Raw genomic sequence first — 17173 nt, 5'->3', positions numbered from 1 at the left:
TGGAACAGGTGAGTGAGATGGCACAGAATTGGACTCCGAGCAGTTGGCGGCAAAAACCGGTCCAGCAGGTTCCGGAATTTCCCGACAGCGCCGCCCTGGCGGCAACCGAAGCCCAGCTCGCGACCTTTCCGCCGCTCGTGTTCGCCGGTGAAGCGCGCCGGCTGAAAAAGCATCTCGCCAGTGTCGCGGAAGGCAACGCCTTCCTCTTGCAGGGCGGCGATTGCGCCGAAAGCTTTGCCGAACACGGGGCCGATAATATTCGCGACTTCTTCCGCGCCTTCCTGCAGATGGCCGTGGTGCTGACCTTCGGCGCCCAGCTGCCGGTGGTCAAGGTCGGCCGTATTGCCGGCCAGTTCGCCAAGCCGCGCTCCTCGGGCATCGAGAAGCAGGGCGACGTGGAGCTGCCGAGCTACCGCGGCGATATCGTCAACGGCATCGACTTCACGCCCGAGGCCCGGATCCCGAGCCCGGAGCGGCAGCTCGACGCCTACCGCCAGTCTGCCGCGACGCTGAACCTGCTGCGCGCTTTCGCCATGGGTGGCTATGCGAATCTCGAAAACGTCCACAAATGGATGCTCGGCTTCGTCAAGGACTCACCGCAAGGCGAGCGCTACAAGAAGCTCGCCGACCGGATCAGCGAAACCATGGACTTCATGCAGGCGATCGGCATCAGCGCTGAAAACAATCCGAGCCTGCGCGAAACCGATTTCTTCACCAGCCATGAGGCGCTGCTGCTTGGCTATGAGGAAGCGTTGACGCGCGTCGATTCCACCTCCGGCGACTGGTATGCGACGTCCGGCCATATGATCTGGATCGGCGACCGCACCCGCCAGCTCGACCATGCGCATGTGGAATATTTCCGTGGCATCAAGAACCCGATCGGTTTGAAATGCGGGCCGTCGCTGACGCCCGACAATCTGATCGAGTTGATCGACGCGCTCAACCCGACGGACGAGGCCGGGCGGCTGACGCTGATCTGCCGCTTCGGCTATGACAAGGTTGCAGACAATCTGCCGAAGCTGATCCGCGCCGTCGAGCGGGAAGGCCGCAAAGTGGTCTGGTCCTGCGACCCGATGCACGGCAACACGATCACGCTTAATAACTACAAGACCCGGCCTTTCGACCGGATCCTGTCGGAAGTGGAAAGCTTCTTCCAGATCCACCGTGCAGAAGGCACCCATCCGGGCGGCATCCATATCGAGATGACCGGCAAGGACGTAACCGAATGCACCGGCGGCGCCCGCGCCGTAACGGCCGGCGATCTGCAAGACCGCTACCACACCCATTGCGACCCGAGGCTCAATGCTGACCAGGCGCTGGAACTGGCCTTCCTGCTGGCCGAGCGGATGAAAAGCGGTCGCGACGAAAAGCGCATGGTCGTCAACGGCTGAAAAGGGTGACTGACGCAACAAACGAAGCCGGCGGGAATGCCGGCTTTTTTTGTTGCGATGAAGCGGCTGCGTTGATGATCAACTTCAGCGGATTGCATTTGACCCGGCGCCGTACCCGCACGACATTGGCTGTGCAACAGGAGGGAGCGAGTGCATGGATCAGAAACATTCCGGGCGGTGCCTGTGCGGCAGTATCCGCTTTGAAACCAGCGAGCCCTTACGGGACGTCACCGCCTGCCATTGCTCGCAGTGCAGACGCCAGACCGGCCTTTATTACGCGGCTACGAGTGCGCCTGTCAGCAGCCTGGTCATCGAGGGCGAGAAAAGCCTCACATGGTACCGCGCCACCGAAACCGCCCGGCGCGGCTTCTGCTCCCAATGCGGCTCGGCCCTGTTCTGGCTGGCTGACGATGCCGAGGACATTTCCATCATGGCAGGCGCCTTCGACGAACCGAGCGGGCTTCGGATGGGCGAGCATATTTATTGCGCCGACAAGGGCGGATTCTACGACCTGCCGGACGACGGGCTGCCGCGCTATCCGGGGGACCGTTCATCGGCGAACTGAGTTGCGTTTGAAAAAATCCGGGAACTACATTGCCGCCATCGGCGGCCGGCGCTAAATCGACAGCATGACCCAAGACATCAGCCAGACCTTCCGCATCGCCGTTGCCCAGCTGAATCCGACCGTTGGCGATATTGCCGGCAATCTTGCGCTTGCCCGCGAAGCACGCAGGGATGCGGCCCGCGAGGAAGCCGATATCGTGCTTTTCACGGAGCTTTTTCTGTCCGGCTATCCCCCAGAGGACCTGGTCTTGAAGCCGGCATTCCTAAAGGCCTGCCTCAACGCGGTCGAGGCGCTCGCGGCCGATACCGCTGACGGGGGACCAGGCGTCATCATCGGCTTCCCGCGCCAGAGTGACGAGGGGCGGCACAATTCGATCGCGGTGCTCGACGGCGGCAAGATCATCGCTGTGCGCGACAAGATCGACCTGCCGAACTACGGCGAGTTCGACGAAAAGCGCGTTTTTGTTGCCGGCGCCATGCCCGGCCCGGTCAACTTCCGCGGCGTGCGGCTCGGCATTCCGATCTGCGAAGACATCTGGGGCGACCTCGGCGTCTGCGAGACGCTGTCGGAAAGCGGCGCCGAGATCCTGCTGGTGCCGAACGGCTCGCCCTATTATCGCGGCAAGGTGGATATCCGCCACCAAGTTGTTTTAAAGCAAGTGATCGAGACCGGCCTGCCGCTGATCTATGCGGCACAGCTGGGCGGCCAGGACGAGCTGGTCTTCGACGGCGCGAGCTTCGCCTTCAACGCCGACAAGTCGCTCGCCTTCCAGATGAGCCAGTTCGAGACCGCCATTGCCGTCACCGAATGGCGCAAGACGGGCGACAGCTGGCACTGCGCCCAAGGCCCGATGGCGCATATTCCCGAAAAGGAAGAGGCTGATTACCGCGCCTGCCTTTTGGGCTTTCGCGACTATGTCAACAAGAACGGCTTCAAGTCGGTGGTCCTGGGGCTTTCCGGCGGGATCGATTCGGCGGTCTGCGCGGCGATTGCCGTCGATGCGCTGGGCGAGGAGCGGGTGCGCACTGTTATGCTGCCCTACCGCTACACGTCGGAAGACTCGCTGAAGGATGCCGCCGATTGCGCAAAGGCACTCGGATGCCGTTACGACATTGTGCAGATTGCAGCGCCGGTGGACGGTTTTTCCGGGGCGCTTGCGGATCTGTTCGAAGGCACGGACGAAGGAATCACCGAAGAAAACCTGCAAAGCCGGGCGCGCGGCACGATCCTGATGGCGATCTCCAACAAGTTCGGCTCCATGGTGGTGACGACCGGCAACAAATCCGAAATGTCGGTCGGCTATGCGACGCTCTATGGCGACATGAATGGCGGCTTCAACCCGATCAAGGACCTCTACAAGATGCAGGTCTATGCGATTGCCGCATGGCGCAACGAGCACCTGCCGCCGGGCGCACTCGGACCTTCCGGCGAAGTCATCCCGAAGAACATCATTTCCAAGGCGCCCTCGGCCGAACTGCGGCCTGATCAAACGGACCAGGATTCGCTGCCGCCTTATCCGGCACTCGACGATATTCTCGAATGCCTTGTCGAACTGGAGATGAGCACGGAAGAGATCACCGCCCGCGGCCATGATGCGGCAACCGTGCACCGCATCGAGCACCTGCTTTACCTTGCGGAATACAAGCGCCGCCAGTCGGCGCCGGGCGTCAAGATCACCCGCAAGAACTTCGGCCGCGACCGGCGCTACCCGATCACCAACCGGTTCCGGGACCGATAGGAGATCGGTCGTGGCTTGGCGCAGTTCGGTCGAGATCTTCAACATCGTCACGCGCAGCCACCGGGTCGTGTGGCAGAGCGAGGCGCTGTTCGAGGCGCCGAACTGGTCGCCGGACGGTCGATATCTGCTGCTCAACAGCGAGGGACGGATCTATCGGCTGTCACCATCCGGTGAGGGCGGTCCAAGCCTTTTGGATACGGCGTTTGCGACCCTCTGCAACAACGATCACGGCATTTCGCCGGACGGATCGCTGATCGCGATTTCTGACAAGGTGGAATTCGGCAAATCGGCCATCTATGTGCTGCCGGCTGGCGGCGGCGAGCTGCGGCTGGTGACGAAGAACCTGCCGTCCTACTGGCACGGCTGGTCTCCCGACGGACGCAGATTCGCCTATTGTGGCATTCGCGACGAGGTTTTCGACATCTATACGATCGACCTCGAGGGCGGCCAAGAGCGGCGGATGACGTTCGGCGAGGGCCGCAATGACGGTCCCGAGTATTCGGCGGACGGCGAATGGATCTATTTCAATTCCAGCCGCTCCGGCCGGATGCAGATCTGGCGCGTTCCGGCCAAGGGAGGATCCGCCGAGCGGATCACCGACAGCCCCTATGGCGACTGGTTCCCGCATCCGTCACCGAAGGGTGACAAGGTCGTATTCCTTTCCTACGACGGTGATGTCTTCGACCATCCCCGCGACCTGCCTGTGCGGGTCCGGCTGATGGATTCGGATGGCGGCCATGTGGAAACCCTGTTCGATCTGTTCGGCGGGCAGGGGACGATGAACTCCCCGAACTGGGCGCCGGGTGGCGAAGAATTCGCCTATGTCCGTTACTTTCCCGCGGTATGAGCCGGTCGCCCGACTGACCGCGTTGGCGACTTTGAGGCTGCTTGCCCTGGCAGAGCGTCGCGTGCATAAGGCGCGAGCGGCCGGGCGCTGCATTATCGGGAGAAACGATGCCATCTGATTCGTCGTCCGATAAGATCAAGCTTGCAGAAGAATTCACCCAGGCCGAGCGGGATGCCGTCTATAAGGCGATTGCGACGCGTCGCGATGTGCGCGACCAATTCCTCGATGTTCCCTTACCCGACGACCTGATCGGGCGCTTGCTGGGCGCGGCGCATGCGGCGCCTTCGGTGGGTTTCATGCAGCCGTGGAATTTCATCGTCATCCGCGACGTCCAGATGCGGCAGGCGGCGTTTGAGGCCTTTTCGCGGGCCAATGAGGAGGCGGCGGCCATGTTTGCGCCGGAGCGCCGCGATCTTTACCGCAGCCTCAAGCTCGAGGGCATACGTAAGGCACCTGTCTCCATCTGCGTGACATGCGATCCGCAACGGGCTGGGCCGGTCGTGCTCGGGCGCACCCACAATCCGCGGATGGACAGCTATTCGACGGTTTGTGCCATCCAGAACCTCTGGCTGGCGGCACGCGCCGAAGGCGTCGGGGTGGGATGGGTGAGCATTTTTCGCGATGACGACGTGCGCTCGCTGCTGGGAATACCCGAGCGGGTGGAAGTGGTGGCCTGGCTCTGCCTCGGCTATGTGGAGAGCCTTTATACGGAACCGGAGCTGGCCGTGAAGGGCTGGCGGCAGCGCCTGAGCCTCGACGAGCTGATCTTCGAGGAGCGCTGGTCTGAGCCTTGATTACTGCTGCGGCTGCGGTCCCTCGTTTCTCGGATTGGCCAGATCGATATCCTGTTCCGGGAAAAAGGCCGGTCCGACGGAGCGCACCTTCTTGTTCGGGTCATAGGGCCTTGCCGGCTGCGGCAGGGACGGCTCGGCAGCGGCTGTCCGCTCTTGGGTTGCGGGCGATGGGCTGCGCAGGTCGGTAATGCCGGAATAGCCATCTTCCTTCGGCAGTTCCAGACCCGGTACCTTCATCCTTTCCTGTTCTTCCAGATGGTTCTGTTCGGTGAGGTCTGAGGGCGTGCAATTGTTCTGGCGCAGGGCGGCAAGGATAGGAGCCCGATCCTGGGATGACCGCACAAGCGGGCGCGCATCGTTGCGCTCCTGCACCACGACCTCGCGCGCTGCTTCCAAAGACTGGAGCTCCTGGCGCATCCGGCTGCAGTCGGAACCTTCGGGCTGGCCGAGTACGATGATGCTTCCGCCGCCGCATCCGGCATTGCGCATATCGACCCGCAGGCTGCGTATCTCGCTGTTCTTCTGGCTGAGCTCCTGGGCGTATCGGCGCTTGTCGTGCGTGTTGCCGATCAGCTGGGGCGAATTGTGCAATTGCCGGTAAAGCGTGGCACAGGTTTCCAGGTCCCGGGCTGTGGCTGCGGCGGGCGACAGGAGAAACAGTGCCATCAGGAGGCTGCGAATGCGCATCAGCTTTCATTCCTTGGAAGCTTCAAGCGAAGTTTAAAACAGCCGGGTTGATAATCCCATAAATTTTACAGCAAGGAGACGATCCCGAGCGGGATCGTCATCTCACCATGACCGCCAGCGGTTCCGGCTGCGATGCCTCGACCACGGCGAGTGCTGCCAAATTGACCACGCCGCGCGAGGACACGGAGGGCGACAGGATGTGGGCAGGCAGGGCGGCGCCGAGAAGGATTGGCCCGACATGCAGGGCATCCATCATGGTGCGGGCGATGCCGAGCGAGATATTGGCGGCGTCGAGATTGGGGAAGATCAGCAGGTTGGCTTCGCCGGTGAGCGAACTGTCCGGCATGGCGCGCTTGCGCAGCATCTCAGACAGGGCAGAGCCCGCCTGCATTTCGCCGTCCACTTCCAGATCGGGTGCGCGCTTGCGCACCAGGCTCAGTGCCTCGCGCATTTTCGTTGCGCTTTCGGAATTGCGCGAGCCGAAATTCGAATGGCAGATAAGCGCGGCCTTGGGCGCTATGCCGAAACGACGGATTTCTTCGGCCGCGAGAACGGTGATCTCAGCGACCTCCTGTGCCGTCGGATTGTAGTTGACGAAGGTGTCGGTGAAGAAGACTGCGCCGCGCTGCGAGATGATCAGGCTGAGGCTCGAAAAGGCGCAGACGCCCTTCCGCTTACCGATAATCTGGTTGATATCGCGAAGATGGCGGTCGAAACGTCCTTCGGCACCGCAGATCAAGGCATCTGCCTCGCCGCGCTTGACCGAAAGCGCGCCGATCACGGTGTTGTTGGTGCGCACGATGGTGCGAGCCGCTTCCGGATTGATGCCATTGCGGCCAACCAGCGCGAAATAGTCGTCGACATAGTCGCGGTATCGCGGATCGTCTTCCGGATTGACCACGGCGAAATCCACATTCGGGCGGATGCGAATTCCGAAGCGCTTCAGGCGCGCTTCGATAACGGACGGGCGGCCGATCAGGATCGGGGTCGCGGTCTTTTCCTCGAGCAGCACCTGAGCTGCGCGCAGCACGCGCTCATCCTCGCCTTCCGCAAAGATGACCCGCTTCTTTTCGGCATCCTTGGCGGCGGCGAAGATCGGCTTCATGACGAAGCCGGAACGCCAAACGAAGCGGTTGAGTTGGTCGAGATAGGCCTCGAAATCCTGGATCGGCCGCGCGGCGACGCCGGTCTCCTCGGCAGCCTTGGCAACGGCCGGTGCGATCCGCAGGATGAGGCGGGGATCGAAGGGCGACGGGATCAGGTAATCTGGTCCGAAGACTGGGGTTTCTCCCGTATAAGCGCGTGCGGCGACGTCCGAGACTTCTTCGCGTGCCAGAGCGGCAATGGCTTTGACCGCGGCCATCTTCATTTCTTCGTTGATGGTGCGGGCGCCGCAATCGAGCGCGCCGCGGAAGATATAGGGGAAGCAGAGGACGTTGTTGACCTGGTTGGGGAAATCCGAACGCCCGGTGCAGATCATCGCATCGGGCCGGGCTTCCCGCGCCAGTTCCGGCATGATCTCGGGCGTCGGGTTGGCAAGCGCCATGATCAGCGGCTTCGGCGCCATGCGGGCCAGCAATTCGGGCTTCAGGACGCCAGCGGCGGACAGGCCAAGGAAGACGTCCGCGCCGTCAATGCTTTCGGAAAGGACGCGCTTGTCGCTCTTTTGGGCATAGCCTTCCTTCCACTCGTCCATGAGCGTGTTGCGCCCGTCGTAAACCAGGCCCTCGATATCATGGACCCAGATATTCTCCTTCTTCGCGCCGAGCGAAACAAGCAGATGCAGACAAGCAAGCGCTGCCGCACCGGCGCCCGAGGTGACGATCTTGACGTCCTCGATGCTCTTGCCGGCCAGTTCCAGGCCGTTGACGACGGCGGCAGCAACGATGATCGCCGTGCCGTGCTGGTCGTCGTGGAAGACCGGGATATTCATTTTTTCGCGCAGGCGCCGCTCCACCTCGAAACATTCGGGCGCCTTGATGTCTTCGAGGTTAATGCCGCCGAATGTCGGCTCGAGTGCCGCCACGGTCGACACCATGGCTTCGATGCCGGGTGCATCGATCTCGATGTCGAACACGTCGATGCCGGCGAACTTCTTGAAGAGGACGGCCTTGCCTTCCATCACCGGCTTGGAGGCGAGCGGGCCGATATTGCCGAGCCCGAGCACTGCCGAACCGTTGGAGATGACCGCGACCAGATTGGCGCGCGCCGTATATTCGGCGGCCATTTCCGGATTGTCGCGGATGGCCAGGCAGGGGGCCGCGACGCCGGGGGAATAGGCAAGAGCAAGGTCGCGCTGGTTGCCGAGCGGCTTGGTTGCCTGGATCTCGAGTTTGCCGGGACGCGGATAGCGGTGGAAGAACAGCGCCTGTTCGTCGAGATCGCCGGATGCGGGGGTGCTGGGCGACGGTTGCGACGTATTCGATGTCATTTCGAGCTCGGTCTTCTGGTTCTGGGATAGGGTCCTCAATACAGGAATTGAGGCGAGGGTCCAGCCTCATCTTGTCGCGGCCGGAGACAAGCACAGTGGGTCTGACCTAAGGAGAAGCCGAACAGCGCCAGAGCCTGTCGGCAAGCGAAGGCGTGGCGGGTGGCAAGGCTCATACAGGCGCTTGTCATCATCTTGAAACACGAGTCTGGTTTTGGAAGGCAACCAAGCGGCAGCGAAAGGAACACTTCCGTGACCGGTGCAATCGAGGCAAAGCATTTCAGAACCCTGTTCATTTCCGACGTGCATCTGGGCTCCAAGGCGGCCCGGACGGACTTCCTTCTCGATTTCCTGCGTTATCACGAGGCGGACACGATCTTCCTGGTCGGCGATATCATCGACGGCTGGCGCCTGAAACGTAACTGGTACTGGCCGCAGGGCTGCAACGACGTCGTCCAGAAGCTTTTGCGCAAGGCGCGCAAGGGCACCCGGATCGTTTACATTCCCGGCAATCACGACGAATTCCTGCGCTCCTTCCCGGGCACTCATTTCGGCGGCATCGAAGTGGCAGAACGGGCCATCCATGAAATGGCGGACGGCAAGAAATACCTGGTCCTGCATGGCGACGAATTCGACGTCGTCGTGCGCAATGCCCGACTGCTCGCCTATCTCGGTGACTGGGCCTATGATGCGGCGATCGCCATCAACGTCGTCCTTGCCGCCGTCCGCCGCCGCCTCGGCATGCCCTACTGGTCCTTCTCGGCCTGGGCCAAGCTGCAGGTCAAGCATGCGGTGAATTTCATCGGCGAATTCCAGCGGGTGGTCGCCGATGAAGCGCGCCGCAACAATGTCGAAGGCGTCATCTGCGGCCATATCCACCATGCCGTGATGGAGGACATCGACGGCATCCATTACGTCAATACCGGCGACTGGGTGGAGAGCTGCACGGCGATCGTGGAGAATTTCGACGGCACGCTTGAAATGATCACCTGGGGTCAGATCTCGGCAACTGCGGAAATCACTGCATTGCCGACGGCTTCCGGTCTCGGCAGCATGCAGGCCGCTTAAACGGTGGCCTGATTTCATCGAGGGCCAGATCCTGCCATAGGCAGGAAGCAGCCAGCCGTGTTACGGAACGCTTGTTTCATCAGACAGCGTGCAACCGTGATTCCAGCAGACAAGGCTCTTTCTGCGCCTCGCAATTTTCAGCTTCGCTGCGCGCTCGCCTATGGTGCGGCCGTCGCCGTCAACGGCGTCATCCTGCCCTATTTCCCGGTTTGGCTGCAGCACCTGGCCTTCAGCTCTTTCGAGATCGGCGCGATCCTCGCCGCCCAGATGATCCTGCGCGTCATGGCCGCTCCGCTGGCCGGTATAATTGCCGACCGCATGCCGGAGCGGGGTGCCATGCTGGTCTGGTCGGCCGGGCTGTCGCTGATCACTGCGGTTGCCCTGTTCGTCACCCACAGCTTCTGGGCCGTGCTGCTCGTCTTCGGCCTGCAGGCGGCGCTGTTTGCGCCCTATTCGACCATCGTCGAATCGATTGCCGTCACCGGGGTGCGGCGGTGGGGCTTCCAGTACGGAATGATGCGGGTGTGGGGATCGATCGGCTTCGTCGCCGCAACGCTTGCGGCTGGTCACTCGGTCGGGATTGCCGGTGGGGATGCCGTCCTACCGGCACTTGTCATCGCATTCGTCCTGACGGTGGCCGGTGCCGCCGCTGCCCCACGCCTGGGCAAGGCCGGCGCAGTGCCAGCCCTCGGGCGCGGGCCTGATAGCGGTCACCGCGCCCGATTGGACCTGCATATGCTGATGTTCGGAGCGTCGCTCATCCAGGCGAGCCATGGCATGTTCTACGCCTTCGGCACGCTCCACTGGCAGCAGATGGGCTTTTCCAGCGGCGCCATCGGCATCCTGTGGAGCGCTGGTGTGCTGGCGGAAATCCTGGTCTTCTTTTGCGCCGGCTGGATCGCCAAGCGGCTGTCGCCATGGACACTGATGCGGCTCGGCTGCGCCGTGGCGATCGTGAGATGGGCGGTCTTCCCATTGTCACTCGGGTTTATAGGCTACCTGGTGCTTCAGCTCGTCCATGCCTTCACCTTCGCCTTCGTACATCTGGGACTGCAATACCGTCTGGTCGAATCGGTTCGCGAGGAACAGGAAAGTTCGGTGCAGGGCGCCTATGTCTTCTATAACGGCGGCCTGCTGGGGCTTTCGACCCTGCTTTCCGGTTTGCTTTACCGGCAATTCGGGGCACCCGGATTTCTGGGCATGTCCGTTATCGCGATTGCCGGACTGATGGCGATCGCCTTTGCCGCCAGGCTTCAGCCCCATAGAGCGGCGGCGGGTGGATAAACCAGCGAGCCATCGTAGCGCAGGCCGTCGGGCCGGTCGCGCGCCAGCAGCAGCGGGCCATCGAGATCGGCATAATCGGCATCCTGGGCCAGAAGCACGGCGGGCGCCATGGCAAGCGAGGTGCCGACCATGCAGCCGATCATCACCGAAAATCCCAGGCGCTTGGCTTCGGCCTTCATCGCCAGCGCTTCGGTCAAGCCGCCCGTCTTGTCCAGCTTGATGTTGACCGCGTCATAGCGGTCGCGCAGGTGGTGCAGGTCTTCCGTGGCATGGACGCTTTCATCGGCACAAACGGGCACCAGGCGCGGGATCCGCGCCAGGGCGGCATCCGCGCCGGCCGGCAGCGGCTGCTCGATCAGGGATATCCTCAGCTCGGCAGCAATTTCCATATGGCGGACGAGGTTGTTCTCGGTCCAGCCTTCATTGGCATCGACGATGATTCGCGAGATAGGCGCCGCCGCCCGCACGGCCCGCATGCGCGCCTCGTCATCCTCCGTACCGAGCTTGATCTTGAGAAGCGGCCGTTCGGCCTGCCGTCGTGCCTCTGCCGCCATTGCCTCCGCGTCACCGAGCGACAGGGTAAAGGCGGTGACGAAGGGTTGGGTCCCTGCGGCGCCAATCATCTCCGCAGCCCGCCGGCCGGTCCGCTTGGCTTCCAGGTCCCAAAGCGCGCAGTCGACCGCATTGCGGGCCGCGCCAGGTTTCATCCTGTCCTGCAGCTCGGCTCGCGTCAGGCCACCGGCAACGAAGCCGGCCATCGCCTGGACCTCGGCCAGCACCGCCTCGATGCCTTCTCCGTAGCGCCGATAGGGAACGCATTCGCCGCGCCCAACGAAACGGTCTTCACTAATTGTGCAGGTAACAACCTCCGCCTGCGACTTCGAGCCGCGCGAAATGGTGAAAACCCCGGCTATGGGAAAGGTCTCGATTGTTGCTTCGAGGTGACGGCTCATGGTTTTAAACGTCTCATTGTAGTAAATCGTTAAGAGGTCGCTATATTGCGGGTCTCCGATCTGCGATCAACCTGTTGCAGCTAACTCCTTTATTCAGAAGCGCGAAAGACATCTGTGGCGTCGAAGTCAGCCGAGATCAAAGCCGAAACCATGCCGGGAGGCGCGGGCGAGCGTTATGTGCTGACCGGCGAATGGCGAAACCATTCCATTGCACCGACGCTGAAAGAATTCGAACGACTGGAAAAGTCGGACGGCCAGGGACACCTGGAGATCGATCTTTCCGGAGTGGAAGGAATCGATACGGCCGGCGCCTGGCTTGTTCGCCGTTTGATGACCGCCAAGAGCGGCCAGGGTCGTGACGCGGTGCTGGTCGGCGCCGAAGGCCCCATGCAGGAGCTGATCCGCGTCCTGCCTGAAACCGCGCCGGCTCCGCCGGCCAACGAAGCCGACAAGCGCACGGTCTTCGAGCGGGTGTTCTCGCCGCTTGGAAAAATCATGGTGGAATTCGGCGGCGACTTTTACGCCGCCATGCACATACTCGGTTCGGCCGTGCGCGGCGCGCAGCTGAAATTCGGACATGGTTCCGGGATCTCGCCGGCTTCCGTTGTGACGCATATGGATCGGATGGGCGTGCGGGCCGTACCGATCATCGTGCTGATGTCCTTCCTGATCGGCGCGATCATCGCCCAGCAGGGCGCCTTCCAGCTGCGGTATTTCGGAGCCGAAATCTTCGTCGTCGACCTTGTGGGGATCCTGCAGCTGCGTGAGATCGGCGTGCTTTTGACGGCGATCATGATTGCCGGGCGTTCCGGAAGCGCCATTACCGCCGAGATCGGCTCGATGAAGATGCGTGAAGAGATCGACGCGCTGACGGTGATCGGTCTGAACCCTGTCGGCGTGCTGATCTTTCCGCGCCTCGTCGCCCTGACCGTGGCGCTGCCTTTGCTGACGATCGTTGCCAATTTCTCCGCCCTTTACGGCGCCGCCGTAGTGACCTGGACCTATTCCGGCATCACCTTCGACACGTTTCTGTCGCGCCTCCACGAGGCCGTCGATCCTTCCTCGGTTGCCGCCGGCATGATCAAGGCACCGTTCATGGCGCTGGTGATCGGCATTGTCGCAGCGGTGGAAGGTATGAAGGTAGGCGGCAGCGCGGAATCGCTGGGACAACATGTGACCGCAGCGGTGGTGAAGGCGATTTTCGCGGTGATTGCCCTCGACGCCTTTTTCGCGGTCTTCTATTCGGCAATCGATTTCTAGATGGAGAACGCCTTGAACGAGCCGCAGCAGGCCGGCACGAGACCGAACAAGGACCGCCAGGTCGTGCTTTCCGTGAAAGATCTGACGGTCGGCTTTGGAAACAAGTTGGTTCTCGACAACCTCAACCTGGAAATCTACCGCGGCGAGATCCTCGGCTTTGTCGGCGCCTCGGGCACGGGGAAATCGGTCCTGATGCGCACCGTGCTGCGCCTTCTGCCGCAGCGTTCCGGCACGATCGAGATCCTCGGCACGGACTATGACAAGGCCGATGAGGCCGAGCGGATTGCACTCGATACGCGGCTGGGCGTGCTGTTTCAGCACGGCGCACTGTTTTCCGCTCTGACGGTGAAGGAAAACATCCAGCTGCCGATGCGCGAATACCTCGACCTGCCGCAGTCGCTGATGGACGAAATCGCCTATCTGAAACTTGAAATGGTGGGGCTGCCGCCGGATGCGGCGGACAAATATCCGTCCGAACTTTCGGGTGGCATGATCAAGCGTGCGGCACTGGCGCGGGCACTGGCGCTCGATCCGGACCTGGTCTTTCTCGACGAGCCGACTTCCGGCCTCGATCCCATTGGCGCTGCAGATTTCGACGCTTTGATCGCAAAGCTGCGCGACACGCTGGGCCTGACCGTCTACATGGTAACCCACGACCTCGACAGCCTCTTTTCGGTCTGCGACCGTATTGCTGTACTTGGTCAGAAACGGGTATTGGTGGAAGGTACGCTGGAGGATATGTTCGCCTTCGACGATGCGTGGGTTCAGTCCTATTTCCGCGGAAAGCGGGCGCGTACTGTAGTGACCGATGAAAACCAGCCGGCAGCGAAGTAGAAAAGTAGTAACTCATGGAAACCAAAGCTAATTATGCCATTGTCGGTTTCTTCACGCTGCTCGTGATCGCTGCCGCTTTCGGTTTTGTTTACTGGATGGCTCAGTCTGGACGCGGTGGACCGACAGCCGAGCTCGCGATTCGCATTCCGGGTTCCGCCAACGGTCTGTCGGTCGGATCGCCGGTACGCTTCAACGGCATTCCGGTGGGCTCGGTGCGCAGCTTGAGCATCGATCCGGAAGATCCCCGCTATTCGATCGCTTTCACGGAAGTCCGTGCCGATGCGCCTGTCTTCCAGTCGACAAAGTCTGTGCTCGAAGTGCAGGGCCTGACGGGCGCGGCCTATATCGAATTGTCGGGCGGCGCCAAGGGCGAAGAGAACATCCTCCAGAAGGCGATCGAAAACGGCCGCCCGGCCGTGTTGATCGCAGACCAGTCGAGCGTCACCAACCTCCTGGCGACGGCAGACAAGATCCTCGACCGAGCTAACACGGCCATTGGTGACATACAGGGCTTTGTCGGCGATGCGCGTGGTCCTCTGACCCAGACGATCCGCAATGTGGAAACCTTCACGGCGGCGCTGAGCGCCAATTCCGGCAATATTGATAAATTCCTCAACAGCCTGGCGACGCTGTCTTCGGCGGTCGACCGTGTTTCCACGACCTTGAACTCGACATTGCAGGCGGCGGAACAGCTGGTGCGCGCTATCGATGCGGACAAGGTCAACGGCGTCGTGACCAATGCGGAACGGTTGACGCGTAACGTTGCCAACGCATCGGACAATCTGGAAGATGTCGTCAACAATGTGAAGGGCGCGGCAGCCAGCTTCGCCCAGGCGGGCGTCGAGGCGCAAACCGCGTTGAAGCGGGCCAATAGCCTGATGGCAGCCGCCAATCCGGAGCAGGTGAGTACGGTGGTGCGCAATTTTGCGGCCGCCTCGGAAGATGTGCGCCGGATCGCCGGTTCGGCTCGTGATGTGGTGGATGACGTTTCCAACCGCCGTGACGACATCAATGGGGCCATCACCGATTTCACCCAGCTGGCGGCCAAGCTGAACAATGCTTCAAACCGGGTCGACGGCATATTGCAGAAGGTGGACGGGCTTCTGTCCAGCGACGATTCGCAAGGATTGTTTGCGCAGGCGCGCGAAACATTGCAGTCGTTCAAGACGGTGGCCGACAACATCAACGCTCGGGTCGGGCCAATCGCCGACAACCTGCAGCGCTTTTCTGCAGGCGGCCTGAGGGATGTCCAGACGCTGGTCAACGATACGCGCCAGACGGTGCAGTCGCTCAACAACGCGATCAGTAATTTCGACGAGAACCCGCAGCGGCTGATTTTCGGCGGCGAGACGGTGAAAGAATATAACGGCAGGGCACGGCGCTAAGTGCAGGGAGTTCGGAATTTAATGGGTTCGAAGTGCTTAACGGGGCGCATGACGCGTCACCCCCTGCTGGTCGCGCTGCCGCTGATGGCGGTTTTGCTCAGCGGCTGCGGCGGTAAGGCCAATAACGATACGTTCGATTTGTCGCTGACGCCTTCTGCCGATGGGCCTTCTGCCCGTAACCGGCAGATCCTGGTGCCGGAGCCGACCGCCGTTAAGATGCTCGACAGCGAGCAGGTGGTAGTGCGCGTTTCGCCTTCAGAGGTGCAGTATCTTGCCAATTCGCGCTGGGGCGACCGCCTTCCGAGGCTGGTGCAGTCGAAGCTTGTGGAAGGCTTTGAGAATTCCAAGCGGTTGGGCGGCGTGGGCAAGCCGGGGCAGGGCCTTGCCATCGACTACCAGATCGTCACCGACATCCGCAGTTTCGAAGTCACCAGCAATGGCAGCCGCGTGGCGACGGTCGAGATTTCGGCCAAGCTGCTGAACGACCGGAACGGCACCGTACGCGCGCAAAGCGTATTCAAGGCGATCGTGCCGGTGGCTGGGACGGAAAACCGCCGCTTCATCGAGGCGCTGGACAAGGCCTTCGCCCGGGTCGGCGCCGACATCGTCGACTGGGCGCTGAAGTCCATGTAGGCTCTGTGCCCAGCCCGTCCAGGCCTCGTCAATGGCTGTCGGGCGGGGTTTGGGAGAGCCCGTTGCGAAGCGGCCGCCATCCGGCGATTGCGACTATGCCGATACCCATGGCTGCCACGAAGAATGGTGCGGTAAGCGCCGCATCGCGCGTCATGACGCTCCCAGAAATGCGCACAATCAGCCCCGACAGGAGAAGGCCGAGCGGCATCATTCCCCAGGCCAGCAGCCGGTAGACGCTGTTGACCCGACCGAGGAGACGGTCGGGGATCATCCGCTGGCGGGTCGACACTGATACCGTGTTCCAGACGAGCCCGGCAAATTCGAACAGGGCAAGCACGACGCCCAGGGAGACCGCGTCGCGGGCGAACGCCACGGCGGCAATGCAGGGCAGCGAGGCGAGCAGCGACCATTGTGCCGCACGTACGGGCCCGATGGCTCGGACGACAGCCTCGCCGCACAAGCCGCCGATAATGCCGCCGACGGCGCCTGCCGCTAATACCAGGCCGTAGCTCACCGATGATAGGCCGAGATTTTCCTGCACATGCAGGACGAGCGCGATGACTACCATCTGGAAGAACAGGTTCCACCAGCCGGTGAGCCATGCCAGCGTGCGCAGGAGCGGCGCATGGCGCAGGAAGACAATGCCTTCGGCAAGTTCCGTCCGCCAGGATTGACGGGTTTCCCGTTGAGGCTGAAAGCGGCCGATCATGCTGGCGATCATCACTGCGGCGATGGCGTAGAGGACGGCATTGGCGGCGAATGGCAGGGACAGGCCCATCCCGACCAGAATGGTGGCGCCGAGTGGCGGTCCAACCAGCGCATTGCTGGTCAGTTCGACGCTCCAGAGCCTGCCATTCGCCGCCTCCAGGCGTTCATGGGGCACAAGTGCGGGAAGCATGGTCTGAGCGGCATTGTCACGAAACACCTCCGCAGCGCCGACCGTCAGGGCTGCCGCGACCAGAGCCACGAAGCCGAGGGTCGTTGCCACGCCGGCTTCGGGCGGCGACGGAAACGGAAGCGACGACCAGATCGCCAGCCCGGCTGCGGCAAAAGCTAGCGCGCGCACGAGATCCATCAGGAGAATGAGTTTGCGCCGATCGACGCGGTCGGTGACGATGCCGGCCGGCACTGCGAAGATCGCCCAGGGCAAACGCAGAGCAACGGGAACGACAGCAATCAGCAGCGGATCGCGCGTCATCAGCGACGCCGTCCAGGCCCAGGCAATGGTGGCGATCCCGTCTCCGAGATTGGTTAGCCCGCTGGCGGTGATGAAGCGGGCAAGAGGCGCGAACGTCATGGTCAGCGC

At 62.1% G+C, this 17173-nt stretch carries 15 protein-coding genes; 11 read left to right on the top strand and 4 right to left on the bottom strand.

The features are described 5' to 3' along the window. Positions 1-17 precede the first annotated feature (17 nt). The 5 genes from E2F50_RS07095 (at position 18) to bluB (ending at position 5335) form a co-directional block, all read left to right on the top strand. Entirely contained in the window at positions 18-1391 is a 1374-nt protein-coding gene (locus E2F50_RS07095; RefSeq protein WP_133315395.1) for a class II 3-deoxy-7-phosphoheptulonate synthase, read from the top strand. A gap of 154 nt (positions 1392-1545) precedes the next feature. Continuing rightward, positions 1546-1956, top strand: a complete 411-nt coding sequence (locus E2F50_RS07090; RefSeq protein WP_133315394.1) for a GFA family protein — start codon at positions 1546-1548, stop codon at positions 1954-1956. A 64-nt stretch (positions 1957-2020) separates the two neighbouring features. Next, the gene (locus tag E2F50_RS07085) at positions 2021-3694 is read left to right on the top strand and encodes an NAD+ synthase (protein ID WP_133315393.1); all 1674 of its coding nucleotides are present in this window, start codon (positions 2021-2023) and stop codon (positions 3692-3694) included. Between the two features lie 10 nt (positions 3695-3704). Further along, entirely contained in the window at positions 3705-4541 is an 837-nt protein-coding gene (locus tag E2F50_RS07080) for a TolB family protein (protein ID WP_133315392.1), read from the top strand. Between the two features lie 107 nt (positions 4542-4648). Next, entirely contained in the window at positions 4649-5335 is a 687-nt protein-coding gene (gene bluB, locus E2F50_RS07075) for a 5,6-dimethylbenzimidazole synthase (RefSeq protein WP_133315391.1), read from the top strand. On the opposite strand, the gene E2F50_RS07070 is transcribed toward bluB, so the two are convergent. Then, the gene (locus E2F50_RS07070; protein ID WP_133315390.1) at positions 5336-6022 is read right to left on the bottom strand and encodes a hypothetical protein; all 687 of its coding nucleotides are present in this window, start codon (positions 6020-6022) and stop codon (positions 5336-5338) included. A gap of 97 nt (positions 6023-6119) precedes the next feature. After that, positions 6120-8453, bottom strand: coding sequence for an NADP-dependent malic enzyme (locus tag E2F50_RS07065; RefSeq protein WP_133315389.1), 2334 nt, complete (start codon positions 8451-8453; stop codon positions 6120-6122). 249 nt (positions 8454-8702) lie between these two features. Between E2F50_RS07065 and E2F50_RS07060 the strand changes: the two genes are divergently transcribed. Continuing rightward, on the top strand, positions 8703-9518 hold the full coding sequence (locus E2F50_RS07060; protein ID WP_133315388.1) for a UDP-2,3-diacylglucosamine diphosphatase: 816 nt from the start codon (positions 8703-8705) through the stop codon (positions 9516-9518). Between the two features lie 96 nt (positions 9519-9614). Then, positions 9615-10802: an MFS transporter gene (locus tag E2F50_RS07055; protein WP_133315387.1), complete on the top strand. Its 1188-nt coding sequence runs from the start codon at positions 9615-9617 to the stop codon at positions 10800-10802. Here the strand turns inward: E2F50_RS07055 and dgcA are convergent. Then, the gene (gene dgcA / locus E2F50_RS07050; protein ID WP_133315386.1) at positions 10772-11755 is read right to left on the bottom strand and encodes an N-acetyl-D-Glu racemase DgcA; all 984 of its coding nucleotides are present in this window, start codon (positions 11753-11755) and stop codon (positions 10772-10774) included. The genes E2F50_RS07055 and dgcA overlap by 31 nt on opposite strands. 150 nt (positions 11756-11905) lie before the next feature. On the opposite strand from dgcA, the gene E2F50_RS07045 reads away from it, so the two are divergent. Genes E2F50_RS07045 through E2F50_RS07030 form a run of 4 tightly spaced genes read left to right on the top strand, consistent with a single transcriptional unit; the run spans position 11906 to position 15867 of the window. Next, positions 11906-13015, top strand: coding sequence for an ABC transporter permease (locus tag E2F50_RS07045; protein WP_133316361.1), 1110 nt, complete (start codon positions 11906-11908; stop codon positions 13013-13015). After that, entirely contained in the window at positions 13016-13849 is an 834-nt protein-coding gene (locus tag E2F50_RS07040) for an ABC transporter ATP-binding protein (protein WP_133315385.1), read from the top strand. A 14-nt stretch (positions 13850-13863) separates the two neighbouring features. Next, positions 13864-15234 (top strand): MlaD family protein, encoded by a 1371-nt coding sequence (locus E2F50_RS07035; protein ID WP_133315384.1) that lies wholly within the window; start codon positions 13864-13866, stop codon positions 15232-15234. A 48-nt stretch (positions 15235-15282) separates the two neighbouring features. Then, positions 15283-15867, top strand: coding sequence for an ABC-type transport auxiliary lipoprotein family protein (locus E2F50_RS07030; protein WP_245515333.1), 585 nt, complete (start codon positions 15283-15285; stop codon positions 15865-15867). Between the two features lie 28 nt (positions 15868-15895). Here E2F50_RS07030 and E2F50_RS07025 read toward each other — a convergent pair whose 3' ends face one another. Then, positions 15896-17164 (bottom strand): MFS transporter, encoded by a 1269-nt coding sequence (locus E2F50_RS07025; protein WP_133315382.1) that lies wholly within the window; start codon positions 17162-17164, stop codon positions 15896-15898. Positions 17165-17173: the final 9 nt, after the last annotated feature.

It is taken from the genome of Rhizobium deserti, from assembly GCF_004358025.1.
In the GTDB taxonomy this organism is placed as follows: Bacteria; Pseudomonadota; Alphaproteobacteria; order Rhizobiales; family Rhizobiaceae; genus Neorhizobium; species Neorhizobium deserti.
The sequence above is the reverse complement of the archived record's forward strand: the minus strand, read 5'-3'. Positions and strand labels throughout refer to the sequence as shown.

What these genes read in the sequence shown, in the direction of transcription:
- E2F50_RS07030 (WP_245515333.1), top strand. Translation starts at nt 15,283, where the DNA reads ATGACGCGTCACCCCCTGCTGGTCGCGCTGCCGCTGATGGCGGTTTTG.
- E2F50_RS07095 (WP_133315395.1), top strand. Translation starts at nt 18, where the DNA reads ATGGCACAGAATTGGACTCCGAGCAGTTGGCGGCAAAAACCGGTCCAG.
- E2F50_RS07025 (WP_133315382.1), bottom strand. Translation starts at nt 17,164, where the DNA reads ATGACGTTCGCGCCTCTTGCCCGCTTCATCACCGCCAGCGGGCTAACC.
- bluB (WP_133315391.1), top strand. Translation starts at nt 4,649, where the DNA reads ATGCCATCTGATTCGTCGTCCGATAAGATCAAGCTTGCAGAAGAATTC.
- E2F50_RS07090 (WP_133315394.1), top strand. Translation starts at nt 1,546, where the DNA reads ATGGATCAGAAACATTCCGGGCGGTGCCTGTGCGGCAGTATCCGCTTT.
- E2F50_RS07035 (WP_133315384.1), top strand. Translation starts at nt 13,864, where the DNA reads ATGGAAACCAAAGCTAATTATGCCATTGTCGGTTTCTTCACGCTGCTC.
- E2F50_RS07045 (WP_133316361.1), top strand. Translation starts at nt 11,906, where the DNA reads ATGCCGGGAGGCGCGGGCGAGCGTTATGTGCTGACCGGCGAATGGCGA.
- E2F50_RS07040 (WP_133315385.1), top strand. Translation starts at nt 13,016, where the DNA reads ATGGAGAACGCCTTGAACGAGCCGCAGCAGGCCGGCACGAGACCGAAC.
- E2F50_RS07065 (WP_133315389.1), bottom strand. Translation starts at nt 8,453, where the DNA reads ATGACATCGAATACGTCGCAACCGTCGCCCAGCACCCCCGCATCCGGC.
- E2F50_RS07085 (WP_133315393.1), top strand. Translation starts at nt 2,021, where the DNA reads ATGACCCAAGACATCAGCCAGACCTTCCGCATCGCCGTTGCCCAGCTG.
- E2F50_RS07070 (WP_133315390.1), bottom strand. Translation starts at nt 6,022, where the DNA reads ATGCGCATTCGCAGCCTCCTGATGGCACTGTTTCTCCTGTCGCCCGCC.
- dgcA (WP_133315386.1), bottom strand. Translation starts at nt 11,755, where the DNA reads ATGAGCCGTCACCTCGAAGCAACAATCGAGACCTTTCCCATAGCCGGG.